Origin of the sequence: Sphingomonas sp. JUb134 (assembly GCF_004341505.2) — a bacterium.
Taxonomy (GTDB): domain Bacteria; phylum Pseudomonadota; class Alphaproteobacteria; order Sphingomonadales; family Sphingomonadaceae; genus Sphingomonas.
Window position 1 is genome coordinate 3351761 of sequence record NZ_SLYP02000001.1, and the last position, 23920, is coordinate 3375680.

Annotated in this window: 23 protein-coding genes; 11 read left to right on the plus strand and 12 right to left on the minus strand. The window is 67.3% G+C overall.

Annotated elements, in window-relative coordinates; translation table 11 throughout:
• Positions 1-88: 88 nt before the first annotated feature.
• Both EDF69_RS15770 and ppa read left to right on the plus strand, forming a co-directional pair.
• The gene (locus EDF69_RS15770; RefSeq protein ID WP_132883025.1) at positions 89-2011 is read left to right on the plus strand and encodes a M61 family metallopeptidase; all 1923 of its coding nucleotides are present in this window, start codon (positions 89-91) and stop codon (positions 2009-2011) included.
• A 15-nt stretch (positions 2012-2026) separates the two neighbouring features.
• Positions 2027-2605 carry an inorganic diphosphatase gene (gene ppa, locus EDF69_RS15775; protein ID WP_132883024.1) on the plus strand — a complete coding sequence of 193 codons (579 nt, stop codon included), beginning with the start codon at positions 2027-2029 and terminating at the stop codon, positions 2603-2605.
• A 61-nt stretch (positions 2606-2666) separates the two neighbouring features.
• Here the strand turns inward: ppa and EDF69_RS15780 are convergent, their stop codons facing one another.
• A complete protein-coding gene (locus tag EDF69_RS15780; protein ID WP_132883023.1) occupies positions 2667-3023 on the minus strand; it encodes a TfoX/Sxy family protein in 357 nt (118 codons plus the stop codon).
• A 120-nt stretch (positions 3024-3143) separates the two neighbouring features.
• On the opposite strand from EDF69_RS15780, the gene EDF69_RS15785 reads away from it, so the two are divergent.
• A complete protein-coding gene (locus tag EDF69_RS15785; RefSeq protein ID WP_132883022.1) occupies positions 3144-4943 on the plus strand; it encodes a diguanylate cyclase in 1800 nt (599 codons plus the stop codon).
• A 261-nt stretch (positions 4944-5204) separates the two neighbouring features.
• On the opposite strand, the gene EDF69_RS15790 is transcribed toward EDF69_RS15785, so the two are convergent.
• The 3 genes from EDF69_RS15790 to ispG are packed head-to-tail and all read right to left on the minus strand — an operon-like array spanning position 5205 to position 7732.
• Complete coding sequence (locus EDF69_RS15790; RefSeq protein ID WP_132883021.1) at positions 5205-5672, minus strand: GNAT family N-acetyltransferase; 468 nt, start codon at positions 5670-5672, stop codon at positions 5205-5207.
• Positions 5669-6565, minus strand: a complete 897-nt coding sequence (locus tag EDF69_RS15795) for a DMT family transporter (RefSeq protein WP_132883020.1) — start codon at positions 6563-6565, stop codon at positions 5669-5671. The genes EDF69_RS15790 and EDF69_RS15795 overlap by 4 nt, the downstream gene beginning before the upstream one ends.
• A gap of 42 nt (positions 6566-6607) precedes the next feature.
• A complete protein-coding gene (gene ispG, locus EDF69_RS15800; RefSeq protein ID WP_132883019.1) occupies positions 6608-7732 on the minus strand; it encodes a flavodoxin-dependent (E)-4-hydroxy-3-methylbut-2-enyl-diphosphate synthase in 1125 nt (374 codons plus the stop codon).
• A gap of 165 nt (positions 7733-7897) precedes the next feature.
• On the opposite strand from ispG, the gene EDF69_RS15805 reads away from it, so the two are divergent.
• The 7 genes from EDF69_RS15805 (at position 7898) to EDF69_RS15835 (ending at position 14623) form a co-directional block, all read left to right on the plus strand.
• On the plus strand, positions 7898-8848 hold the full coding sequence (locus EDF69_RS15805) for an isoaspartyl peptidase/L-asparaginase family protein (protein ID WP_132883149.1): 951 nt from the start codon (positions 7898-7900) through the stop codon (positions 8846-8848).
• A 54-nt stretch (positions 8849-8902) separates the two neighbouring features.
• Entirely contained in the window at positions 8903-9694 is a 792-nt protein-coding gene (locus tag EDF69_RS15810; RefSeq protein ID WP_132883018.1) for a TonB family protein, read from the plus strand.
• 65 nt (positions 9695-9759) lie between these two features.
• The gene (locus tag EDF69_RS15815; protein ID WP_132883017.1) at positions 9760-10602 is read left to right on the plus strand and encodes a S1/P1 nuclease; all 843 of its coding nucleotides are present in this window, start codon (positions 9760-9762) and stop codon (positions 10600-10602) included.
• A gap of 200 nt (positions 10603-10802) precedes the next feature.
• Positions 10803-11054 (plus strand): hypothetical protein, encoded by a 252-nt coding sequence (locus EDF69_RS15820; protein ID WP_125962493.1) that lies wholly within the window; start codon positions 10803-10805, stop codon positions 11052-11054.
• Positions 11055-11071: 17 nt separating this feature from the next.
• The gene (locus EDF69_RS15825) at positions 11072-12466 is read left to right on the plus strand and encodes a L,D-transpeptidase family protein (RefSeq protein ID WP_132883016.1); all 1395 of its coding nucleotides are present in this window, start codon (positions 11072-11074) and stop codon (positions 12464-12466) included.
• 118 nt (positions 12467-12584) lie between these two features.
• On the plus strand, positions 12585-13004 hold the full coding sequence (locus tag EDF69_RS15830; RefSeq protein ID WP_132883015.1) for an excalibur calcium-binding domain-containing protein: 420 nt from the start codon (positions 12585-12587) through the stop codon (positions 13002-13004).
• A gap of 233 nt (positions 13005-13237) precedes the next feature.
• Positions 13238-14623 carry a glycosyltransferase family 39 protein gene (locus tag EDF69_RS15835; protein ID WP_132883014.1) on the plus strand — a complete coding sequence of 462 codons (1386 nt, stop codon included), beginning with the start codon at positions 13238-13240 and terminating at the stop codon, positions 14621-14623.
• A gap of 27 nt (positions 14624-14650) precedes the next feature.
• Here the strand turns inward: EDF69_RS15835 and dnaJ are convergent, their stop codons facing one another.
• The gene (dnaJ, locus tag EDF69_RS15840; protein WP_132883013.1) at positions 14651-15766 is read right to left on the minus strand and encodes a molecular chaperone DnaJ; all 1116 of its coding nucleotides are present in this window, start codon (positions 15764-15766) and stop codon (positions 14651-14653) included.
• Positions 15767-15973: 207 nt separating this feature from the next.
• On the minus strand, positions 15974-17878 hold the full coding sequence (gene dnaK / locus EDF69_RS15845) for a molecular chaperone DnaK (RefSeq protein ID WP_132883012.1): 1905 nt from the start codon (positions 17876-17878) through the stop codon (positions 15974-15976).
• 181 nt (positions 17879-18059) lie between these two features.
• Between dnaK and EDF69_RS15850 the strand changes: the two genes are divergently transcribed.
• A complete protein-coding gene (locus EDF69_RS15850; RefSeq protein ID WP_132883011.1) occupies positions 18060-18632 on the plus strand; it encodes a copper chaperone PCu(A)C in 573 nt (190 codons plus the stop codon).
• A gap of 83 nt (positions 18633-18715) precedes the next feature.
• Here the strand turns inward: EDF69_RS15850 and EDF69_RS15855 are convergent, their stop codons facing one another.
• The 6 genes from EDF69_RS15855 to tnpA form a co-directional block, all read right to left on the minus strand.
• Positions 18716-19597: a hypothetical protein gene (locus EDF69_RS15855; protein WP_132883010.1), complete on the minus strand. Its 882-nt coding sequence runs from the start codon at positions 19595-19597 to the stop codon at positions 18716-18718.
• On the minus strand, positions 19590-20543 hold the full coding sequence (locus tag EDF69_RS19700; protein ID WP_132883009.1) for an AAA family ATPase: 954 nt from the start codon (positions 20541-20543) through the stop codon (positions 19590-19592). The genes EDF69_RS15855 and EDF69_RS19700 overlap by 8 nt, the downstream gene beginning before the upstream one ends.
• A 108-nt stretch (positions 20544-20651) precedes the next feature.
• On the minus strand, positions 20652-21254 hold the full coding sequence (locus EDF69_RS15865; protein ID WP_132884633.1) for a plasmid pRiA4b ORF-3 family protein: 603 nt from the start codon (positions 21252-21254) through the stop codon (positions 20652-20654).
• Positions 21251-22813: an IS66 family transposase gene (gene tnpC, locus EDF69_RS15870; RefSeq protein WP_425336666.1), complete on the minus strand. Its 1563-nt coding sequence runs from the start codon at positions 22811-22813 to the stop codon at positions 21251-21253. Before tnpC ends, EDF69_RS15865 begins: the two co-directional genes overlap by 4 nt.
• A 43-nt stretch (positions 22814-22856) precedes the next feature.
• The gene (gene tnpB, locus EDF69_RS15875; RefSeq protein WP_304537245.1) at positions 22857-23204 is read right to left on the minus strand and encodes an IS66 family insertion sequence element accessory protein TnpB; all 348 of its coding nucleotides are present in this window, start codon (positions 23202-23204) and stop codon (positions 22857-22859) included.
• Positions 23201-23578 carry an IS66-like element accessory protein TnpA gene (tnpA, locus tag EDF69_RS15880; RefSeq protein WP_339537905.1) on the minus strand — a complete coding sequence of 126 codons (378 nt, stop codon included), beginning with the start codon at positions 23576-23578 and terminating at the stop codon, positions 23201-23203. The genes tnpB and tnpA overlap by 4 nt, the downstream gene beginning before the upstream one ends.
• Positions 23579-23920: the final 342 nt, after the last annotated feature.

The window sequence follows — 23920 nt, forward strand, 5'->3', positions numbered from 1 at the left end:
CCGGAATCGTGTCCCGCCTTGCGACAGGCTGGACGCCCGCTGCGATATGTCGTTACACGACACCATCTCACCTCGACGAAAGGCCGTCATGTTTCGCACCCCTGCGTTCGCCGCCCTGTTGCTCGCTTCTGCCGTTCCCGCCCATGCGCAGCTGAACCCCGCCGGCAATACCCTGCCGCAGCCGGTGCCCTTCACCGACACGATCCCGGCCCCGCGCGACATCGACTATCCCGGCACCCTCCTGCTGGAGGTCGACGCGACCGACATCCAGCGCGGCATCTTCAACGTGAAGGAGACCATTCCGGTCGCCGGGGCGGGCCACATGGTGCTGCTGTTCCCGAAGTGGCTGCCGGGCGCGCACAGCCCGCGCGGTGAGATCGAGAAGCTCGCCGGCCTGGTGATCCGCGCCAATGGCAAGGTGGTGCCCTGGACCCGCGATCCGGTCGACGTGTTCGCCTTCCACATCGACGTGCCCGCCGGTACCAAGAAGCTCGACGTCAGCTTCCAGTTCCTGTCGGCGACCGCCGGTGATCAGGGCCGCATCGTCATGGCGCCCTCGATGCTGAACCTCCAGTGGAACTCGGTGAGCCTCTACCCGGCCGGCTATTTCACCCGCCGCATCCCGATCCAGGCGACCGCCAAATATCCGGCGGGCTGGAGTGCGGCGGCAGGCCTGCCGGCGACCAACAACGGCTCGATCTATTCCTACCAGCGCACCAGCTACGAAACGCTGGTCGACTCCCCCACCTTTGCCGGCAAACACTATCGCCAGTGGGCGCTGTCGCCGCGCGTCGACCTCAACGTCTTCGCCGACAGCCCTGAAGAGCTCGCCGCCACGCCCGAGCAGATCGACGCGCACAAGCGCCTCGTCGAGCAGGCGACCCGCGCGTTCGGCGCCCAGCACTACGACAAGTACGAGTTCCTGCTGGCGATCACCGATACCATGGGCGGCATCGGCCTGGAGCATCACCGCAGCTCCGAAAACGGCGTGAAGCCGGGCTATTTCACCAAGTGGAACGACGGTGCCGGCAGCCGCAACCTGCTCCCGCACGAATTCAGCCACAGCTGGGACGGCAAGTTCCGCCGTGGTGCGGACCTGTGGACGCCCGACTATCGCACGCCCATGCGCAACTCGCTGCTGTGGGTCTATGAAGGCCAGACCCAGTTCTGGGGCTATGTGCTCCAGGCACGCTCGGGCATCGTCACCAAGCAGGACACGCTGGACGCCTATGCCGCGATCGCAGCCAGCCTCGACACCCGCCGTGCGCGCGAATGGCGCCCGCTGGTGGACACCACCAACGACCCCATCATCTCGGCGCGCCGGCCCAAGGGCTGGACCAGCTGGCAGCGCTCGGAGGATTATTACAACGAGGGCCTGCTGATCTGGATGGAGGTGGACTCGATCCTCCGCCAGCAGTCGGGCGGCGCCAAGAGCATCGACGACTTCGCCCGTGCCTTCTTCGGCGTGCGCGACGGCGACTGGGGCGTCCTCACCTACACGCTGGACGACGTGGTGCAGACGCTGAACGGCATCCAGCCCTATGACTGGGCCGGCTTCCTCAACAGCCGCGTCAACGGCGTGTCGGAGCGCGCGCCGCTCGCCGGCTTCACCAACAACGGCTATCGCCTGGTCTACAGCGACCAGCCGACCCCTTATTTCGTCAACAACGACCGCACCCGCGAGCAGGCTGATCTCAGCTATTCGCTGGGCCTCGTCACCGGCAAGTCGGGCTCGGTCAACTCGGTCGCCTGGGGCAGCCCGGCGTTCGACGCGGGGCTCACCGTCGACAGCAGCATCGTCGCGGTGAACGGCGAAAGCTACAGCGCCGATCGCCTCAAGGCCGCGGTCACCGCGTCCAAGGGCAATCGCACGCCCATCCGCCTGCTGGTCAAGAACGGCGACAAGCTGCGCGAGGTGGCAATCGACTATCACGATGGCCTGCGCTATCCGCGGCTGGAAAAGACCGGACAGGGTGAGACGGGCCTCGATCGCCTGCTCGCCGCCAAGTAAAAGGGACAACACGACATGCGGATCGACATGGTGCCGGTGGGCAAGAACCCGCCGGAAGACCTGAACGTCATCATCGAGGTGCCGACCGGCGGCGAGCCGGTGAAGTATGAGTTCGACAAGGCGTCGGGTGCGCTGTTCGTCGATCGCATCCTGCACACCCCGATGCGCTATCCGGCGAACTACGGCTTCGTGCCGCACACGCTGTCGCCGGACGGCGATCCGCTCGACGCGCTGGTCGTGTCGCGCACGCCGTTCATCCCGGGCTGCGTCGTGCGCGCGCGTCCGATCGCGGTGCTGAACCTGGAAGACGAAGCCGGCGGCGACGAGAAGCTCGTCTGCGTGCCGGTGGACTCGACCTTCCCCTATTACACCAAGGTCGGCGGCCGCGCCGATCTGCCGGAGATCGTGTTCCAGCAGATCGAGCACTTCTTCACCCACTACAAGGACCTGGAGAAGCAGAAGTGGGTGCGCGTCGGCACCTGGGGCGACGCCGACGAGGCGGCACGCATCACCCTGGAGGCGATCGAGCGCTACAACGCCGCCAAGGACCGTGGCGAGGAACCGCTCGACCACGACGTGCCCGGCCGCGACTAAGCGCTGAGCGACACGTAATCCGGACCCCGTCGGCACCCAGGTGCCGGCGGGGTTCGTCGTTTCAGCGCTTGTTCTTGCGCTTCGGCTTCGGCGCCCGCGCCCCAGCCGCCAGCGCGAGCCCGGCCCACTCCCGCATCGCGTCCGCATCGTCATAGACGTCGTCGGGCGCACGCCGGTAGTTCATCGATCCGGTGGTGCCGTCGCCCTTGGCATAGGTGAAGCGCGCGCAGTCGGCCGCGTCCCAGGCCGCGTCGCTCTCGGCATCCGCCTTGAACCAGAGCCCGTCGTCGCCGGCGATCGCAAAGATGGTGCCGTCGCAATAGAGCGTCGCCCCGCCCATCATCCGCCGCGACGTGACGGTGCCGATCGGCGCCAGCGCCTCCGCCACCCATTCGATCAGCCCTGCGTCGACGCCCATGCGGCCCTCTCTCTGTATCGTGGACTCATAAAGGCTGTCCGTCCGGACGCCAGATGCGGACAACCAGCCTCGCCAGCCCCTTAACGGAAACGAAGCTCCTGGCGCTGTAACACCTGCGAGGTGAGACTCGCGACCATCACGAACTGGGCGTATGGGACCACAGTGGCGCTCGCCCTGCTTTCTGGCGGCACCATGCTGCTCGCCTCCCAGGCGCAGAACGAGGAGCGAGCGGCTGTCGCGCAGCGATATGCGCTGGATCAGGCAAGCTCGAAGGTGGCGATGCTGGAAGCCAGTCTCAGCGGCCGGGCTCGCCAGTTCGTCGTCACCGGCACCGCCGCGGATCTTGCCGCGTACGAGCGCGGCAGGAGCGAACTTCGCACGATCGAACATCGCATACGCCGCGTGCAGGATGTCGGCGCGGGTCCCGACGAGCTCCAGGCTCTCAAGGATGCCCTCGGGGTGCTCGATGACTTGCAGGACGAGCAGCAAGCCGCAGTCGCAGCGCGCCTGAAGGGGGACAAGGCCACCGCGGTCGAGATCCTGTTCAGCCCGAATTATGAGCAGGAACTGGATCGGGCAAACAGCCTGTTCGAGCGCTTTCAATATCGGTTGGACCAGCGGACCGAAACGGAAGTGGCCGGGGCCACGAAGGTCGCCAGGATCTGGCGTACCGTTTCGGAGGTCGTGCTGGCGATCACCGCACTCCTGTTCCTGTGCGTCCTCTTCTTCATCTTCAAGCGGCGGGTGCTGCACCCCGTCGTGAAGCTGAGCGATGTTGTGAAGCGACTTGCCGCACAGGACTATGCGGCCGTGCCTCCGAACCTGGAGCAGATCGACGAGATCGGCGACATGGCGCAGGCGATCGGGATCTTCCGGGACAACGGCCTGGAACGGCTGAGATTGGAAGAAGAACAGAACGCGGACCGGAACATGCGGGACCTGCTGTCCCGCATGACGCAGCGGATGCAGGCAAGCGATACTCTCGACGATCTCAAGGACGTGATCGAGCGCTTCACCCCGCAGATCGCTCTGGGATACGCCGGCAGGCTCTACATCCTCGACAAGCCGCGCCAGGCAATGGTGGAGATATGCTCCTGGCTTGACCCCGTGCATTCACGAACGGAATTTTCGCCGCTTTCCTGCTGGGCGTTGCGGCGCGGCTTGCCGCACCGGACGGGCGGCCAAAATGTCGACGTTCCTTGTGATCACCTGCAGGCCGGAGGCGACGACGAGGCAGACTTCATCTGTCTGCCACTCACGGCCCAGCGCGAGATCCTGGGCCTGCTTTACCTCGAACGTCGCGGCGATGCCCAGCAGGCGCCGACGCGATCAGACGTGTATCTGACGATGCTGGCCGAGAACATCGGCTTGGCCGTCGCCAACCTGCGCCTCAGGGATGCATTACGGGAAATGGCCATGGCGGACCCGCTCACCGGGCTCGCCAATCGGCGTCACCTGGACGCGGTGCTCGGCCTGGAGTTGGCGGCTGGGGAGCGTCCGCTGAGCTGCCTCATGATGGACGTCGATCATTTCAAGCGGATCAACGACAGCTTCGGTCACGATGCCGGAGATGCCGTGCTGCGCGAGGTGGGCGCTACCCTCAAGGGATCGAGCCGGGAGGGCGCGCTGGCCTTCCGGTTCGGGGGAGAGGAGTTCCTGCTCCTGCTGCCCGGCCTTTCGCTGGACCAGGCCCGCGAGCGGGCCGAGGAGGTCCGCGGGCGCATCGCTGCGATGCGGATCGAGCATGAGGGCAAGGACCTGGGGACAATCACCGCATCGTTCGGCGTCTCCAGCACTCCAGAGGTGTGCGGCGCCGACAAGCTCGTGCAGACGGCCGATGCAGCGCTTCTGCGAGCCAAGGCTGCCGGTCGCAACCGCGTCGTTGCAGCCGACCGGAGGCAAGAGCACGCCGTCGCCTGAGTCCCGAACAAGCGCAGGAAGAAGCAACAGCCTGACCGCAATCCGCGGCCGCTTTTCCCCCGACAGTCGCCAGGCGTACCGCCCCCGAACGTCTGATGGGGAGACTCAGGTTCGGTAGGTTCGCCGCGCCTTGAACCCGAAGCCGCGCGAATGGCAGGAAACTCCCGTAGGTGCTCTAAAGCGGCGGGCCGTAATCCACCGATCCCGGACTCTCCGCGCACAATCCGGAAGCGATCACGTCCCGGTCCACGGCCTGGAGGGTCAGCTCCCGGCCAGCCGCGCCAGCGCCTCGCCCGAAACGCGATAAATCCGCCATGGCATCGGCTCGGCGCCGAGACTCCGGTAGAAGCCGGCGGCGGCGGCGTTGGTGTCGCTCACCGCCCATTCGACCCGCGTGCACCCGCCCGCGACGCCGACCGCCGCGACATGGGCGAGCAGCGCCCGGCCCGCGCCGGAGCCGCGCGCTTCGGGCGCGACGTACAGGTCTTCCAGGTACAGCCCGTTCCAGCCGCTCCAGGTCGAATGCTTGTGAAAGAACAGCGCGGCGCCCACCGCCCGTTCGTCCTGCTCGGCGATCGCCGCCTCGACCCCGCGCTCCTCGAGCGCCCGGCGCAGCAGCGCCTCGGTCGCGACCAGCTTGTCCTCGGCGTCCTCGTGGCGCGCCAGATCGCGCACGAAGCCGAAGATCAGCCCCGCATCGTCCGGAGTGGCGGTTCGGATTGCGATCATGCGCCTGCCTCGCTCTGGGAAACCGGGGCGGCGCCGCGCACCGCCACCAGGCAGCCGCCGACGATCAGCAGCGCACCCGCGACGGTGAACGGCGACACCCGCTCGTCGAATACGAGGTAACCGAGCAGCGCCGCCCAGACAAAGGCGGTGTATTCGACCGGTGCCAGCACCTGCGCCTCCGCCCGGCCATAGGACCAGGCGAGCAGCAGCGCGGAGATCGACCCCAGGATCGCCGAGCCGACGATCGGCACCAGCTGGTCGGTCGCCGGCCACGTCGCCAGCCAGGGTGCTCCCAGCGCCAGCAGCACGCCGATCACCAGGCTGGTGAACAGCGTCACCTCCAGCGGGTCGGCGAGCTGCGCCTGCTGGCGCAGCAGGATCAGGCTATAGGCATAGAGCACCGACGCGACCACGATCGCGAGCGCGCCCAGCACCACATCCACCGAGGCGCCCGCCTGCGCCTGCCCCAGCGCGATCACCAGCACGCCCACGGCTGCCACCACCGATCCCAGGATCGCGGCACGCCGGATCCGCTCGCCCAGCAGCGCCGCCGCCAGGAACAGCGCGATCAGCGGCGACAGAAAGGTGAGCGCCACCCCCTGCGCCATCGGCACGCGCACCAGCCCCCAGAAGAACAGCAGCACCGACAGCCCCGCCGCCAGCCCGCGCAGCACGTGCAGCCGGAGCGCCTTGCGCTCGGGCCAGCGCTGCCGCCGCGCCACGAACACCGTGCCGGTGAGCAGCACGCCCGCGACCGAGCGCCACAGGACGGCGCTATACGCACCGCTCGCGATGCTCAGCCCCTTCATCAGGGCGTCCATGCACGAATAGATGGCGATGCCCGCCGATGCCGCGGCAAAGGCGACGGCGGGCGAGGTATGGGTGCGGGTCATGGCCGCGTCGATGCGCAGCAAACGCCCGCCGCGTCCAGCCGCCTACTCCGCCGCCTGCTCCAGCGCCGCGGCCTGCGCCTCGATCTCGGCGGCCTTGGCCTCGACCAGCCGGACGATGTGGTCGACCATGTCCGCGTCCTCGACATGATGGTCGGTGACGCCCGACAGATAGACCATGTGGCGGCCGTTGCCGCCGCCGGTGATGCCGATGTCGGTCTCGCGCGCCTCGCCCGGGCCGTTGACGACGCAGCCGAGCACCGACAGCGACATCGGCGTGCGGATGTGCTGCAGCCGCTCCTCCAGCTTCTGGACGGTGCGGATCACGTCGAAGCCCTGGCGCGCGCACGACGGGCACGACACGACGCGCACGCCGCGGTTGCGGATGCCCAGCGCCTTCAGGATCTCGAAGCCGACGCGCACTTCTTCCTCGGGCTCGGCCGACAGCGACACGCGGATGGTGTCGCCGATCCCGAACCACAGCAGCGATCCGATGCCGATCGAAGATTTGACCGTACCGCCGATCAGCCCGCCCGCCTCGGTGATGCCTAAGTGCAGCGGGCAGTCGGTCGCTTCGGCCAGCCCCTGATAGGCCGCGACCGCCAGGAACACGTCCGACGCCTTCACCGCGACCTTGTATTCGTGGAAGTCGTGATCCTGGAGCAGCTTGATATGGTCGAGCGCGCTTTCGACCAGCGCTTCGGGACAAGGCTCGCCGTATTTCTCCAGCAGGACCTTCTCCAGGCTGCCGGCGTTGACGCCGATCCGGATCGCGCAGCCATTGGCCTTGGCGGCGCGAACCACCTCCGCCACGCGCTCGGACGAGCCGATGTTGCCCGGGTTGATGCGCAGGCACGCGGCACCTGCGTCCGCGGCTTCCAGCGCGCGCTTGTAGTGGAAATGGATGTCCGCGACGATCGGCACCCGCGAGGCGCGCACGATCTGCTTGAGCGCCGCGGTCGATTCCACGTCGGGGCAGGACACGCGGATGATGTCGACGCCCGCTTCCTCGCACCGGCGGATCTGGTCCACGGTCGCGCGCACGTCCGGCGTCGGCGTGTTGGTCATCGTCTGCACCGTCACCGGGGCATCGCCGCCGACGGGCACGTTGCCGACCATGATCTGGCGGCTCGGACGGCGGACGATATCGCGCCAGGGGCGGACGGACATGAGGATCTTCTCGCAGAGGCTGTCGGGGCTCCCCCCATATAGACGCGCAGTGTGGCAGGCGGAAGGCGCGCCGGACGCGGTGGCATGCACCGCCCCTTCTGCTACACCGCGCGCTCCTTCTGGAGCCGCACGATGCGCCTAGCCCTGTTGATCGGAGCCCTGTTGATGTCCTCTCCCGCCGCCGCCGAGCAGAAGCCCACCTGGACGCTGGTGATCCACGGCGGCGCCGGCTCGATCGAGCGCGCGCGCATGACCCCGGAGCGCGAGGCCGCCGCCCGCGCCGGCCTCGACGCCGCGCTCGCCGCCGGCGAAGCCGTGCTCGCCAAGGGCGGCAGCGCGGTCGATGCGGTCGAAGCGGCGATCCACGTGCTGGAGGACGATCCCAGCTTCAACGCGGGCCGCGGCGCCGTCTTCACCTATGAAGGCACCAATGAGCTCGACGCCGCGATCATGGACGGCTCGACCCGTGCCGCCGGCGCCGTCGCGGGCGTCACCCGCACCCGCCACCCCGTCAGCCTCGCCCGCGCGGTGATGGACAACAGCCCGCACGTCCTCCTCGCCGGCAAGGGCGCCGACATCTTCTCGACCGAACAGGGGCTGGAGCAGGTCGACCCCAGCTGGTTCGCGACCGACGAGCGCCGCCGCCAGCTCGACGAGCTCAAGGCCAAGAAGCTCGGCTGGTTCGACGTCGACATGAAATACGGCACCGTGGGCGCGGTCGCGCGCGACCAGGCCGGCCATGTCGCCGCCGCCACCTCGACCGGCGGCGTCACCGGCAAGCGCTGGGGCCGGGTCGGCGATTCGCCGCTGATCGGCGCCGGCACCTATGCCGACGACCGCGCCTGCGCCGTCTCCGCCACCGGTGCCGGCGAGTTCTTCATCCGCGAGGGCGTCGCGCACGAGATCTGCGCCCGCATCCGCTTCAAGGGCGAGACCCTGCAAGCCGCCGCCGACACGGTGATGGCGGAAACCCTGGCGCTGGGCGGCACCGGCGGCGTCATCGTCACCGGCCCGAATGGCGAGGCGACGTGGAGCTTCAACACCCCCGGCATGTACCGCGGCAAGGTCACGTCCGGCACGAAGCGCATCGTCGCGATCTACGGCGACGAGGGCTGATCGCCCGTCCCGGCCGCCCTTGCCGCGGCGGCCGGGACGCCCACATGAAGCGGCATGGAAGCGTTCCGCAGCACCCCGGCCGAGCGCGCCCGCGGCGCCGTCGCGGCCGTGGCCGTGTCGCTGGGCCTCGGCGCCGCGCTGGTTGCGGGCCTCTCCGTCGACGTGCGCCGGCTTGCCGAGCGCGCCCCCAGCGTTTTCGGCATCCTCCCCGCCCCCGAACCCGAGCCGACCCCGCCCGTCCGCTCCCGCCCCAAGCGCGAGGTCCACGAGGCGCCCAAGCGCGCCACCGCGCCCCGGCCAGAGGGTGCCGCCTCCCCCGCCAACCTGCGCGGCAAGGCGACCGAGATCGTCGCCCCGCCGGTGCCGATCGTCCTCCAGCCGCCGCCGCTGGTCACCGCCGAGATCGCCGGCACCGGCAGCCAGGCGAACACCGGCGCCGCCCCGATCAGGGGCCCCGGCACCGGCAGCGGCGGCGTGGGGAACGGCACCGGCAGCGGCGCGGGCGGGGATGGCGACGGCGGCGGCGGTGGTGGCGCAGGCGAGACCCCGCCCCGCTGGCGCCGCGGCCAGCTGCGCGATTCCGACTATCCCTCCGCCCTCACCCAAGCCGGGATCGGCGGCACGGTGGGCGTCCGCTACGTGGTCGAGACCAACGGCCGCGTCGGCCGCTGCGACGTCACCGATTCCAGCGGCAGCGCCCAGCTCGACGCGCTCACCTGCCGCCTGATCCAGCAGCGCTTCCGCTTCGATCCCTCCCGCGATGCCGAGGGCCGGCCGGTTGCCTCGACCATCGTCGAGAACCACGAATGGATCCCTGAGCCCGGCGAGGGATCGGACGAACGCTGACGGTTCGGCAAAACCGCCGAGTCCCACCCTCCCCCAGCCCTCGCGTTTCGCCTAAGGGACCGGCCATGATTCGCCGCCTCCTCTTCGCGCTCGCCCTCGTCTTCGTCGCCTCACCCGCCCAGGCCTATTGGGAATATGGGCATGAGAGCGTCGCCGCGATCGCCTATCGCAACGTCTCCCCCGCCACCCGCGCGAAGATCGACGCGCTGCTGCGCCAGCAGAAGCTGCTGGAGACGCCTACCTGCCCCGCCCGCACGGTCGAGGAGGCGAGCGTCTGGGCCGACTGCGTGAAGCCGCTGGGCGAGCGGTTCAGCTACGCCTTTTCCTGGCACTATCAGAACGTCGACGTGTGCAAGCCGTTCGATCTCAAGTCGGCCTGCAAGGACGGCAATTGCGTCTCGGCGCAGATCACCCGCGACATGAAGCTGCTCCAGGACCCCAAGGTCCCGGTCCGCGAGCGGGTGCAGGCGCTGGTGTTCCTGATCCACTTCGTCGGCGACCTGCACATGCCGCTCCACGCCGGCGACCGCGGCGATCTGGGCGGCAACCGCGTCAAGGCCCGCTACGGCATCTACGGGCCGGATCGCTTCAACCTCCACAGCGTCTGGGACGGCCCGCTCACCGAGCGCGCGGTCTCCACTCCGCCGTCGATCTTCCGCACCTACACCGCCCAGGAACGCTCGATGCTCGCCGGCGGCAGCGTCGAGGACTGGAGCCGCCAGAGCTGGGAGATCAGCCGCGACTATGCCTATGCCAGCGCCTTCGGCGGCGATGCCTGCGGGCCGGTGCCGGAAGGCCGGGTGACGCTCGACCAGGCGACCATCGACCGGCTCCTGCCCGTCGCCAAGCTTCAGGTCGAGCGCGGCGGCCTGCGCCTCGCGCGGCTGCTCGACGAGGCGCTCGGCTGAACCACCCGTCCGGATCCCGTTCCACCAACGGGCGTTCTTCTCTCCCATGGCGGCTGCCGCACCGGTGGAACGGCTGGCCGCTGTGGGCCTCGGTGGCTTCACCTTCCGTTCAGGCGGGGGGACGCCTTTGAAAGGCCCGTTTCACGGGGCTCTTCGGGCGGCGCAGGGAGCGCCGACCGGTCCTTAAAGGGAGGATGAAGATGCGTATCCGTTCCATGATTCTCTTGGCCGCAGGCGCTGCGTCGCTCGCCGCCTGTTCCAAGGACCCGCCTGTCGCCACCACCCCGCCGCCGCCGCCGGGCGCGGTTTCGGGTAGCGTCGCTGCCGATCGCGACGGCGACGGCATCATCGACGGCTATTACACCTCGGACGGCATCTATCACCCGCTCGCGCCGCCGGCGCCGCCGCCCCCGCCGCCGCCGCCGCCCACCCCGCGGGGAGAACGCGGCTGATCCGTCTCGACCGGGGGATGCGGCACTGCCGCATCCCCGCCATTCTGCTTCTGATCGCCACCGCCGGGACCGGGCTCGCCCCGACCTGGGACGCGCGCGCCTATGCCCAGGCAAAGAAATCCGCGCCCGCCCGGAAATCCGCCGCAAGGAAGCCGGCACCCAAAAAGGCGACGGCAAAGCCCGCGCCCAGCGAGCCGCAGGCGACCCCCGCCACCCGCGCCGTCGCGGTGCAGATCCGCGAGCAGGCCGGCGGCAAGGTCAAGGGCTTCTACGCCGATCGCGGCTTCTGGCCGATCTGGGCGACGAGCGGCCGGCTGGGTCCGGAGGCCGACGCCTTTGTCGACATGGTCGAGACCGCCGACCTTGATGGCCTGCGCCCCAACAGCTACGGGCCGGATGCGCTGCGCAAGGCGGTGGCCGCGGCGCGCAGCGGCGATCCCGTCGCCGTCGCCCAGGCCGAACTCGCGCTCTCTCGCGCGCTTGCCGACTATGTGGCGGACGTCCGCCGCCCGCGCGAAACGGGCATGACCTACCTCGATGACGAGGTGAAGCCCCGCAAGCTCAAGGCCGAGAACGTGCTGCGCGCGGCCGTCCTCACCAAGTCGTTCGCAAGCTACATCCGCGACATGGGCTGGATGAGCCCGCACTACGTGCGCCTGCGCACGCTGCTGGCGACCCCGGGCCTGTCCCCGGACGACCGCGCGCGCCTGCGCATCAACCTCGATCGCGCGCGCCTGCTGCCCGGCGCCTGGACGCGCCATATCGTCGTCGATGCCGCGTCGGCACGCCTCTATTTCTACCAGGGCGGCAAGCAGGTCGGCACCATGCGCGTCGTCGTCGGCACGCCGCAGACGCAGACGCCGATGCTCGCCGGCATGGTCCGCTACGCGATCCTCAACCCCTATTGGAACGTGCCGACCGACCTCGTCCAAAAGAAGATCGCGCCCAAGGTGCTCGCCGGCCAGTCGCTCACCGCCATGCGGTTCGAGGCGCTGTCCGACTGGAGCGAGAACGCCACCAGGCTCGATCCCAAGGCGATCGACTGGCACGCCGTTGCCGCCGGCCAGCAGGAAGTGCGCGTGCGCCAACTGCCCGGCCCCGCCAACTCGATGGGCCGCGTCAAGTTCATGTTCCCCAACGACCTCGGCATCTACCTGCACGACACCAACGAGAAGGCGCTGATGAAGAAGCCCGCCCGGCACTTCAGCAACGGCTGCGTGCGGCTGGAGGATGCGCCGACGCTGGGCAAATGGCTGCTCGGCAAGCCGATCACCACCGTCGCCAAGAAGCCGGAACAGGCCGCCCCCCTGCCCCAGGCGGTGCCCGTCTACCTCACCTATTTCACCGCCACCGCCGCCCCCAGGGGCGTCGCCTTCCTCCCCGACGTCTACGGCCGCGAGACCCGCGGCTGACGGCGGAGGCGACGGGCGGGTTCGCCGCCCGCACGCCGATCGCCCGACCTGCTAATCCGCCACACCAGCCGCGCGACCCGTTAGGTCCGTGGCAACTTCCGCCTGCCATCCCTTCGCCATGAGCAATCGCTTCCCTCATTTGCGGCAGGCGCAGGCCGATCGCGGCTCCTTTGGCTCGCGCCGCGCCTCGGCACGTCGGTCCGGCTACCCGGCGGTCGTCGCCCTGGGGTGTGTTCTGGTATTCGCCGCGACCTGGATCGCCACCCCAAACCTACAGCGGTTGTGGGCACAGACCTCCACACCCAAGCCGCCTGCGGTGAAGGCGACAGTGCAGGACCCCGAAGCGGCCGAGCGCTCCGTCTACTTCAGCGGCTGCAGCGAGGCGCGCGCCGCAGGCGCCGCGCCCATACACCGCGGCTCCCCCGGCTATCGCCCGGAGATGGACGGGGACGGCGATGGGGTCGCCTGTGAAAACTACAGCGGATTCCGCGGCAGCGAAGGCGGCTACAGGCTCCCCCGCCTCCGCCGCCGCCACTGATCCGCAAGCCCCGCTTTCCGAAACGAGGACGCCGCCCCACAGCCCCCGCAAGTCTTCGTTGACGCTTTCTCCGTACAGCACGTCCGCTCTTGAAGGCGCGATGGGCAGAACGGGAGCGCGGCTTGCGGCGCAGCGGCGATATCGGACGAGTTTGGGAAACACGGGGAGCGTGCGCTCGCGCACTCGGCTCCAGGCCAACGCTCCTGCTGCTCGCGATCCTTGCGGCCGCGGCGTTGCTGCGCCTCGGCACCGCCGATCATTCCCTATGGTATGACGAGCTCGCCTCCGTCGAGTTCGCCCGCCAGCCCATCCATCGCCTGTGGAGCGCGTGGATGGTGCGGGAAACCAACCCACCGTTGTTCTACTCGCTCTTGGCGGGAAGCATGGCCCTGTTCGGGGACAGCGACATTGCGCTCCGGCTGCTGCCGATCGCCATCGGCCTCACGGGGATCTGGGCGGCGTTTCTGCTCGGCCGCACGCTGGATGGCCCACGCGCGGCGCTGCTGGCCGCGATGCTGCTCGCGCTCTCGGCCCAGCATGTCGATTTCAGCCAGCAAGTCCGGGCATATGGCCTGGCGCACACGGCAGTGCTCTTCGCCTGCCTCGGCATGGTGCTCTACCTTCGGCGCCGCTCCACCGCGGGGCTGGTCCTCTACGCGGCAGCTACGCTTACGGCCCTGTACGCGCATACCACGCTGGCGCTCTTCGCCGGGCTTGCGGCCGTCACCATGCTCTGGCTGCTCCGGGACGACCGCCGCGCGCAGCGGGACTGGCTCGTGGCGAATGCCGGCGTGCTCGCGCTGTGGAGCTGGTGGGCGGCGATCACGCTTCGCCAGCTCGCCATGCCCGTCACCAACATCGCCTGGATCGCAGCGCCCTCCTTCCGCGAAGCGATCGACATGACGGCGGTCGCGTATCTGCCGATGTACCTGCGCGCAGCGGGTCCGGTCGGCACTGCCCAGCTCCTCGGGCTCTTCGCAGGGCTGGGCGCCTGGGTGGTGCGGGCACGCCGGCCCGACCTCACGCTCCTCGCGGTGCTGGTCGCCGGCGCACCGCTGCTGCTGTTCGCCATCACCCAGCGCGTCCCGATCTTCCTGCCGCGCACCTTGAGCTGGGCAAGCAGCCCGGCGCTGGTCCTGCTCTCGGTCGCGGTCGTCCAGATCCGGTCGCGCCTGGTCGCCGCAGCGACCGTGGCGGTATTGCTCGCCTCCAGCGCGATCGGGCTCGCGGCTTGGCTGCCGGACCGGGAGCGCGATCAATGGCGCCAGACGGCTGCCGCAGTCGAGCGCCTGCATCCCCTGCCGGTGTTCGCAGGCGACGACGCCGTGGCGCTGGCGATGCTGAAATACCGCGCCTCGCCGGCTTCGGGCTTCACCCCCATCGTGGTCCAGGCGCCGTGGCGGGAGCGCTGGGCCGCGGGCCTCTACTCCGGCCCGCATCTCTCACCGGCGGCAGCACGGCGGCTGATCCGGATGCGCGGCTGTGCGGTCGCGATCGGCTGGGGGCCGATGTATCCGCCGATCCTGGAGGGCGCCGCCACGCAACGCATCGGCCCGCCGGATCGCCAGCCGGAGGTGCTGCTCGTGCAGTTCCCCGGCGGCCGTGGATGTTCCCGCTGATCCCCTGACGGCGGTGCAGCGCCGGGCTTAGCCCAGCGCCGACTTCAGCTTGGCGAAGAAGCCCTGGCTCTCGGGGCATTCCTCGCCCGTCTCGGTCTCGCGGAATGCTTCCAGGAGCTCGCGCTGCTTGGCCGACAGCCGCGTCGGCGTCTCCACCTCGACGCGCACCACCAGGTCGCCGAAGCCGCGGCCCTGCAGCACCGGCATGCCGGCCCCGCGCTGGCGCAGCTCGCGGCCGGACTGGATGCCGGCCGGGATGCGGATCGTGCGCACGTCGCCGTCGAGCCCCGGGATCTCGATCTCGCCGCCCAGCGCCGCGGTCGTGAAGCTGATCGGTGCGCGCGCGTAGAGCGTCGTGCCCTCGCGCTCGAACAGCGGGTGCCGCTTCACGTGCATGAAGATGTAGAGGTCGCCCGCCGGCGCCCCGCGTGCGCCCGCCTCGCCCTCGCCGGTCAGGCGGATGCGCGTGCCCTCGTCGACGCCCGGCGGCACGTTGACCGACAGCGTCTTGGTCTGCTCCACCCGGCCCTCGCCGTGGCAGGCCGGGCACGGATCGCTGATCACCTGGCCCGCGCCATGGCAGGTCGGGCAGGCGCGCTCGACCACGAAGAAGCCCTGCTGCGCGCGCACCTTGCCGTGGCCGGCGCAGGTCGTGCAGGTCTTGGCGCTCGTCCCGGGCTTGGCACCCGTGCCGCCGCAGGGGGCGCAGGCGCTGGACACGTCGACCGTGATCTCGGTCGCCTTGCCATGGAACGCCTCGTCGAGCGTGATCTCCATGTCGTAGCGCAGGTCGGCACCCCGGCGCGGTCCCGCACGCCCGCCGCCGCGGCCGCCCATGAACTCGCCGAACACGCTTTCGAAGATGTCGGAAAAGCCGCCGAAGTCCTGCGGGCCGGCGCCGCCGCCCCCGCCCTGGCGGAACGCGGCATGGCCATAGCGGTCGTAGGCCGCGCGCTTCTGCGGGTCCTTCAGCACCTCATAGGCTTCGGACACGGCCTTGAACTTGGCCTCCGAATCCTTGCACCCGGCGTTGCGGTCCGGGTGATACTGCATCGCGAGCTTGCGATAGGCGGACTTGAGCGTCGCGCCATCGGCGGTGCGCTCGCATCCGAGCAGTTCGTAATAGTCGACTTCGGTGCTCATGCCGCTTCCATCTGCCGCCGCTCGCAGCACCCGGGGGTGTGCATCGCGTCGGCCGTCCCCCGGGCGCAGGCCGCGGTCCAGGGCCACCCGCGGCGCCGTGTGTTGCTCTCGTCCCCAGCTCGCGCCGGCTCCGAATCAAACGCCGGGTCGCCCCCTGCCCCTCCGCTCCCGAAGGACCGGCGGAAGCGGAGACGACCCGGCAGCGTCTTACTTCTTGCTGTCGTCGACTTCGGAGAATTCCGCGTCGACCACATCGTCGTCCTGAGCGGCAGCACCGCCCTCGGCACCCGGCGAAGCCTCGGCCTGCTGCTGCTTCTCGTAGATCGCCTGGCCCAGCTTCATCGCGACCTGGGCGAGCTCCTGCGCCTTGGTGGTCATCTGGTCGGCGTCGCCGCTTTCCACTGCCGCCTTGGTCTCGGCGATCTTGCCCTCGATCTCGCTCTTCAGGCTCGCGTCGACCTTGTCGCCATTGTCGGCCAGCTGGCGCTCGGTGGTGTGCACCAGGCTCTCGGCGTTGTTCTTCGCCTCGGCCGCCGCACGGCGCTTCTTGTCCTCCTCGGCGAACTGCTCGGCGTCGCGCACCATCTGGTCGATGTCGCTGTCCGAGAGACCACCCGAAGCCTGGATGCGGATCTGCTGCTCCTTGCCCGTGCCCTTGTCCTTGGCAGAGACGTTGACGATGCCGTTCGCGTCGATGTCGAAAGTGACCTCGATCTGCGGCACGCCGCGCGGCGCCGGCGGAATGCCGACCAGGTCGAACTGGCCCAGCATCTTGTTGTCCGCCGCCATCTCGCGCTCGCCCTGGAACACGCGGATGGTGACCGCCTGCTGGTTGTCGTCGGCCGTCGAATAGACCTGCGACTTCTTGGTCGGGATCGTCGTGTTGCGGTCGATCATCTTGGTCATGATGCCGCCCAGCGTCTCGATGCCCAGCGACAGCGGGGTCACGTCGAGCAGCAGCACGTCCTTGACGTCACCCTGCAGCACGCCGGCCTGGATCGCGGCACCGATCGCCACGACCTCGTCCGGGTTGACGCCGGTGTGCGGCTCCTTGCCGAAGAAGTCCTTCACGACCTGGCGCACCTTGGGCATGCGGGTCATGCCGCCGACCATCACGACCTCGTCGATCGCGCTCGCCTTCACGCCCGCATCGGCCATCGCCTTGCGGCACGGCTCCAGCGTGCGCTGGATGAGATCATCGACCAGCCGCTCCAGGTCGGCGCGGTTGATCGTCTTCACCAGGTGCTTCGGCCCGTTCTGGTCCGCGGTGATGAAGGGTAGGTTGACCTCGGTCGACTGTGCCGAGGACAGCTCGATCTTCGCCTTCTCGGCCGCTTCCTTCAGCCGCTGCAGCGCCAGCTTGTCCTTGGTGAGGTCGATCCCTTCCGCCTTCTTGAACTCGTCCGCCAGGAACTGCACGACCTTGGAGTCGAAGTCCTCGCCGCCCAGGAAGGTGTCGCCGTTGGTGGCCTTCACCTCGAACACGCCGTCGCCGATCTCCAGGATCGAGATGTCGAACGTGCCGCCGCCCAGGTCATAGACCGCGATGGTCTTGTTGTTGTCCTTGTCCAGGCCATAGGCGAGCGCCGCCGCGGTCGGCTCGTTGATGATGCGCAGCACTTCCAGGCCGGCGATCTTGCCCGCGTCCTTGGTCGCCTGGCGCTGGGCGTCGTTGAAGTACGCCGGCACCGTGATCACGGCCTGCGTCACCGTCTCGCCCAGATAGCTCTCGGCGGTTTCCTTCATCTTCTGGAGCGTGAAGGCGCTGATCTGCGAAGGCGAATATTCCTCGCCGCCCGCCTTCACCCACGCGTCGCCGTTGGGGCCGCGTGCGATGCTGTAGGGCACCAGCTCGGTGTCCTTCTTGGTGACGGGATCGTCGAAGCGGCGGCCGATCAGGCGCTTCACCGCAAAGATCGTGTTGTCGGGGTTGGTGACCGCCTGGCGCTTGGCCGGCTGGCCGATCAGTCGCTCCCCATCCTTGGCGAACGCGACGATCGACGGCGTGGTGCGCGCACCTTCCGCATTCTCGATCACCTTGGGGCTGCCGCCTTCCATCACTGCGACGCAGCTGTTGGTGGTGCCCAGATCGATCCCGATTACTTTAGCCATATTCCCTCGTAGGCCCCCGGCTCGTGTCAAACCATCGAAACACGCCCCCGTGACTGGGCGACGCGTCGTTACGCTGGGGCATATAGGTGGGGTTCCGCTTGCCGCAAGATTGCGTGGAACCTATCCGTTTCGCGAGAGTGAACCGGCCGCGCCCGCCGCCCGGCCCAAGGGGGAAACCACCATGTCCGCCACCACCGCCGCCGCCCTCGCCCGCCCCGCCCGCCTGGGCCTCCCGGCGCTCCGGCTGCCGGCCCTCCCCCGGCCGTTCCTCCCCCTCTTCGCCCTCTCCCTGCTCGCCGGCTGCGGCACCGCCGCCGAAGCCCCCGCCGAGCCCCAGGCGCAAAAGGCCTGGGTCCGCCTCCCCGCCGTCCCCGGCCGCCCGGCGGCCGGCTATCTGACGCTGGTCGGCGGCAACAAGGATGCGACGCTGGTCGCCGTCACCACGCCCGCCGCCGCCCGCACCGAGCTGCACGAGACCATGAAGATGGACGCCCCCGGCGCGCCCGACCACGCCGGCCACGAGGCGATGGCAGGCATGTCCGGCGCCACCACCATGCGCCCCGTCAAGGCGCTGCCCCTCCCCGCCGGCCAGACGGTGAAGCTTGCCCCCGGCGGCCTCCACCTGATGCTGTTCGACATGGACGCGAAGGTGGCGCCCGGCGCAAGCGTGCCGCTGCGGCTGGCGTTCGCGGACGGGCGGACGCTGGAGACGCAGGCGAAGGCGGTCGCGGCCGGGGATGCGGGGGTGGAATGAGGGGGCCACCCTCACTCTAATTCCGTTCAAGCATGTTCTTTAACGTTGCGCCCTCATCAAGCGTCAAAAAGGAAGCCGGAGCACTATCCTTCGCAGTAGTCCTTTAGCCCAGGCAGTGACCGCCAGAATAAGTATGCGGATTCGAGGGCGTCACCTCCAAGGAAAGTGGGAGGAGGAATGGCCGTACGTTGAGCAAGGGGGGTTGCTCGCACCGCGCGCTCGTAGCACTTTCGAGCGATCTGGAGAGCGAGTTTTCCCCTAAGCCAACGGAGCATCTCTTCAGGTTTGAAAGATCTAGCTCTTTTCAAGAGATCGACACGCGAGATCGGCTTTGTGATTTTAAGCGTTTTGACAGCCGTTTCCAACACACCCGTGCGACGGGGACTCTCGCGATTAGTGAGGTCGAAGAGTTTGTCGATACCAACATCGTCAAATTGAGGATGCTCACCGTTCGATCGAATCTCACACATGAACGCGCAATAGGGCCTAATGTCCTTCGCCATACTTCGAAAAAGTTGCCAGTAACGATCGACAAACGCGCGCCGATGCCCCGGCGTAAGCTGCCCCGTGGAGAACTTCGCAACATTATATTCTACAAAGTCAGGATTAACCAAGTAGGACTCGATGCTGTACCATTCAGTTTTCCAGACTCCTGGATGAACAAACCCTAGGTAATCGTCGAAGTCTTTATCGCAAAGGTATCTAAATAGCGGCGGATTAACCCAGCTGTACTCCTCAACGGCTTTTTTGAACTTTAGGAGACACGGCTTGCCCCCGCAATCGAGCAGGCGAATCTCGGGTCCGCCTAACGCCGATTTTAGGAAGTCATAATAGAATGCTCTGTCCGCCACCCCCTCAATGGCTATAAGATAATCCCATTCCTCATAGCCCGACGTGAGTATTTCCAAAAGCAAGCCATTTGTATTACTCTGCTCGGCGAGCAAATCTTCAACATAATCAGTCATCGGCAGCCACTCGCAGACGCCTCACATCGACAACACTGCTTCTAAGGTTATTATCAAATACAAAGGGGCTATGAGTGACTGACACAATGTGTGCGCAACTTTCAGTGCGAATCAAATCCGGAAGAAATCTCTTCTGCCAAGGCACTGACAAAGATAGTTCCGGCTCGTCGATCATAAGGATGAAATCGCGTTGCCCGGAGAGTAGAAGATAGGCAAATATCGAAACTATTTGTTTTTCGCCCGAGGATAGTTTGTCCAAGGGGACATCCATATCGTCGTCTGCATAACTCCTGATAACTATTTGATGGCCGTTAAGCAACGCCCGCTTGCCGGGCTTGAGATAGCTGCTGACTAGATCTACAAACAAGCGAAGCGGATGCTCACGATCTTTTACTAGCATGTGGGCAGCGAGTAGTTTTTCAACAAACATGCCAAGAAATCTGGATTCAGCCGTTGGCTGTCCACTCTGACGCTTTCTCAAATCGTCAATTCTTTTACGAAAGCTCTCCCTATCAGCAGAAGTGAAAAGCTTATCGTCCAAGCTATTTTTGAATTCTTCGAAGTCGTCGTCTGGCATTCTTCTCAAATTTGAAAGAGAGTACTTTTTTATTTTTCCAGTCACGATATCGCGAATGTACTCCTGCGACGCAGTCTCAGAAGCCAACCTTCTGTAGTCGCGAATGTCCGACGTGTAGCCGTCAACGATCTGCTGAATGTCACCCATGCCGAAACCGGCGATCTCTTTGAAACCAGCCCCGGCGCGAGGTGCCATATGCCCTTCTTCAATCCGAGTCCGGATCCGGCTTTCTATGTCTGGAAATATAGATTTGATGTCTTTTTCAATGCGACGGTACGTTGGCAGGTATAATATCTCGCCAAGGTTTAATGCCGTTACCTCCGCGTCTATTTCATAAGCTCTTCTTGTAAACCCCAGCTCGGTTTGCACGTAGCGGCGAAAACTCGCCAGCTGATCGACGGCAAAGCCACTGATAGAGGAGAGGCGCTCACGCTCCTCTCGCGTCAATGAGGTAAGCGTGGCCGGTAGGCCGCCTTGTTATTGCGGCCGGCTCTTCTGGTAGGCGAGCTTGCCAGCATGGCGGCGGATGGCGATGGCGGCGACGGCGCGCCGGGTGAAGCGTTCGTCGATGTCGTCAGGGTTGTAAGGGCCGCCATACCAGTTGCGCAGTCGGTCGTGTTCCTCGTGAGTGGGGTCGCCCATGGCGTCGAGGAACATCTCGTATCCGGGCAAGCCACCGACATCCTCGGGTGGACAGCGCCGTTCGCCGGCGACGAAGCGCGGGTATTTGACGTCAGGCTCGCCGGGGCCGACCGTTTCCACGGTGATGGTGTGCCGCCAGTCGTCGCCCATGTCGTAGGTGTAGACGAGTTCTTTCATGCCCCGGTCGAGGAGGGCGGCGAGCTTCACGTTCTTGGCGGCCGCCATGCCGCTTTCCGACCACATCGGGTCCGGCACGCCGTAGCGGTGGTCGCCGGCCTCGAAGTGCCAGAGATGACAGTTCTCCCAGCCCATCGCAGCCTGGACGACATCGTGGAGCATCTTGAGGCTGGCGGTGACCGGCACGTCGACCCGGCGCCAGATGGCGGGTTCGATGTTGTCCAGGACGAGGTGCAGGCGGGCAACGGTTTCGGCGCTCATGCCGCCAGCCTGGCAGGTTCGCGAGCCCAGTTCCACGGCATGAGCTCGTCCCAGCGGCTGGCGGGCCAGTCGTCGGCGACCCTGGCGATGACGTCGGCGATGTACGCCTGCGGGTCAACGCTGTTGGCCTTGCAGGTCTGGATGACGGTGTAGATCGCGGCGGCACGCTCGCCGCCCGCCCTGGAGCCGGCGAACAGCCAGTTGCGGCGACCAACGGCGACGCCGCGCAGGGCACGCTCGGCGATGTTGTTGTCGATCTCCAGGCGGCCGTCGTCGAGGAAGCGGCACAGTGCCGGCCAGCGTTTGGTGCCATAGGCGATGGCCTTGGCCATATCGGACTTGGGCGACAGGCGACGAAGGGCAGCGTCGAGCACCTCGCGCAAGGCGCCGACCAACGGCTTGGTTCGGTCCTGTCGCACTCGGTGCCGGACATCCGGTGGCTGGTCGCGCACCTCGGCTTCGACGGCATAGAGCGCGCCGAAGCGCTGGAGGATGTCGGTGGTCAGCGGCGTGGGGATGCGCTCGTGCAGGTCGAACACCTTGCGCCGGTAATGCGCCCAGCACGCTACCTCGGTGACACCGCTGCGGTACAGCCCGTCATAACCGGCATAGGCATCGGCCTGGAGGAAGCCGCGGAAGCCGGCGAGATGCGTCTGCGGGTGCGCGGCGGTCCGGTCGGGTGTGAAGCGATACCAGGTCGCGGGCGGCGCCGTGCTGCCGGACGCGCGGTCATCGGCCGCGTATACCCACAGCCGCCCGGTCGCGGTCTTGCCTCGGCCCGGGTCGAGCACCGGCACCGGCGTGTCGTCCGCATGGATCTTGTCTGCGGTCAAGACAGCATCACGGATACGGCTGACGACCGGGTCGAGCAGGACTGCGGCCTGCCCGGTCCAGCCGGCAAGGGTGGAGCGGTCGATGTCGAGGCCCTGCGCCGCCATCATCTCGGCCTGACGATAGAGCGGCAGATGGTGGTCGAACTTGGAAACGACGACATGCGCCAGCGTGGCGAAGGTCGCCTTGCCCCGCGCCACGGCGCTGACCGGCGCGGGTGCCTGCACGATTTTCTCGCAAGCCCGGCAGCTATATTTGGGGCGAACGTTGCGCACGACCCGCCAGTGGACCGGCATGACGTCGAGCATCTCGTGCGTATCCACGCCCAAGCGACGCAACATGCCGCCACAGTCCGGGCAGGTGCAGGCACCAGATGCCGGCTCATGGACTACTTCCTCGCGCGGCAAGTGGTCCGGCAGGCTGCGGACCGGTGCCGGTCGCGGCGCTACTTCGGGTGCCGCAGTCTCGACTGCGGAAACATCGCGCTCGGTTTCCAGCTCTTCCAGTGCCAGTTCGAGCTGCTCGACCTCGCGGCCCAGCTTCTCGGATGAGGCGCCGAACTGCATCCGCCGCAGCCAGGCAATCTGCCCGCGCAGGGTGTCGATGAGCAGGTCGCGGGCGACGAGCGCGGCATTGGCCCGGGCGAGCGAAGCCTCCAGCGCGGCGATCCGCGCGATGACATCAGCTGAGGAAACGGGCGCTTCCGACACCAGGATTGCATAGCAGATCGCATGCCGACGGGCGAGCAAAAGCCACGCGAAACCGCCGTTTTCAGCCCGCCAGTGTCGGCACGAACGTGCGCTCGGGCCGGCGCCAGTCGATGCCCTCCAGCAGCATCGACAGCTGCGCCGGCGTCAGCGTCACCGCGCCGGTCGCGGTCACCGGCCAGACGAAGCGGCCCCGGTCCAGCCGCTTCGAGAACAGGCACAGCCCCTGGCCATCGAACCACAGCAGCTTGACCAGATGACCGCGTTTGCCCCGGAACGCGAACAGCGCGCCGGAATGCGGATCCTCGCGCAGCACCTGCTGGACCAGCACCGCCAGCCCATCGAAGCCCTTGCGCATGTCGGTCACGCCGCAGGCCAGGAACACTCGCGTCGGCAACGGCGTCGGACTCACCTCAGCACCGACAGCACCCGCGCCAGCGCGCCGGCGTCCACCGAGCCGTCCACGCTCACCCGCACGCCACCCGCCAATTCGATGCAGATGAGGCCGGGCGTGGATGTCGCCGGCTGTGGTGCAGGAACCTCAGCCACACACACCTCGGCGAATGTTGGCAGCGCGGGCGCTATGCCGCCCAGCTTGCCCAGCCGCGCCTGCTTGCGCCACGTATACACCAGCCCGCTCGATATCTCGCGCCGCTCAAGAACATCGCGAACCCGGACGCCAGGCCGGAACGCCTCGGCCAGGATCTCCAGCTTCTCCTCGTCCGACCAACTCCGCCGGCCCGACACCCGGCCGACCACCTCCACGGACCCGAAAACTTCCCGCACCGCTATCGCCCTCGTCAAAGGCGACAAACATCCCAGCTACGGCAAAACGGGCAAGGCGGCCCGCAGGCCACGCTTACTCAATGAGTTCTTGTATAGAAGGTCGAGAGCACCTCGCTCTTGCACACGTGCAATGATACGATCGGAATTCATCCTCTTTGTCGGGACTGCGTCAAAGGTAAGCAGATCAGCCTTAGTTAAAGACGTCTCGCCTTTTGAATGAAAGAGTGTGAGAGTATCGAATTCAAATTCATTTAGCCGCTGCCACTGTCGACTTACGAAAAGATAAAACAGGCTCAGGAAAGTGCTCTTACCCGTCCCGTTCGGACCGACAATTATCGAGGC

Coding starts and splice junctions, on each gene's coding strand:
- dnaK (WP_132883012.1), bottom strand. CDS start 17,878: ATGGCTAAAGTAATCGGGATCGATCTGGGCACCACCAACAGCTGCGTC.
- EDF69_RS15830 (WP_132883015.1), top strand. CDS start 12,585: ATGAGCAATCGCTTCCCTCATTTGCGGCAGGCGCAGGCCGATCGCGGC.
- EDF69_RS15795 (WP_132883020.1), bottom strand. CDS start 6,565: ATGACCCGCACCCATACCTCGCCCGCCGTCGCCTTTGCCGCGGCATCG.
- EDF69_RS15770 (WP_132883025.1), top strand. CDS start 89: ATGTTTCGCACCCCTGCGTTCGCCGCCCTGTTGCTCGCTTCTGCCGTT.
- EDF69_RS15805 (WP_132883149.1), top strand. CDS start 7,898: ATGTCCTCTCCCGCCGCCGCCGAGCAGAAGCCCACCTGGACGCTGGTG.
- EDF69_RS15865 (WP_132884633.1), bottom strand. CDS start 21,254: ATGAGCGCCGAAACCGTTGCCCGCCTGCACCTCGTCCTGGACAACATC.
- EDF69_RS15820 (WP_125962493.1), top strand. CDS start 10,803: ATGCGTATCCGTTCCATGATTCTCTTGGCCGCAGGCGCTGCGTCGCTC.
- EDF69_RS15790 (WP_132883021.1), bottom strand. CDS start 5,672: ATGATCGCAATCCGAACCGCCACTCCGGACGATGCGGGGCTGATCTTC.
- EDF69_RS15780 (WP_132883023.1), bottom strand. CDS start 3,023: ATGGGCGTCGACGCAGGGCTGATCGAATGGGTGGCGGAGGCGCTGGCG.
- EDF69_RS15825 (WP_132883016.1), top strand. CDS start 11,072: ATGCGGCACTGCCGCATCCCCGCCATTCTGCTTCTGATCGCCACCGCC.
- EDF69_RS15850 (WP_132883011.1), top strand. CDS start 18,060: ATGTCCGCCACCACCGCCGCCGCCCTCGCCCGCCCCGCCCGCCTGGGC.
- ppa (WP_132883024.1), top strand. CDS start 2,027: ATGCGGATCGACATGGTGCCGGTGGGCAAGAACCCGCCGGAAGACCTG.
- dnaJ (WP_132883013.1), bottom strand. CDS start 15,766: ATGAGCACCGAAGTCGACTATTACGAACTGCTCGGATGCGAGCGCACC.
- ispG (WP_132883019.1), bottom strand. CDS start 7,732: ATGTCCGTCCGCCCCTGGCGCGATATCGTCCGCCGTCCGAGCCGCCAG.
- EDF69_RS15855 (WP_132883010.1), bottom strand. CDS start 19,597: ATGACTGATTATGTTGAAGATTTGCTCGCCGAGCAGAGTAATACAAAT.
- EDF69_RS15815 (WP_132883017.1), top strand. CDS start 9,760: ATGATTCGCCGCCTCCTCTTCGCGCTCGCCCTCGTCTTCGTCGCCTCA.
- EDF69_RS15810 (WP_132883018.1), top strand. CDS start 8,903: ATGGAAGCGTTCCGCAGCACCCCGGCCGAGCGCGCCCGCGGCGCCGTC.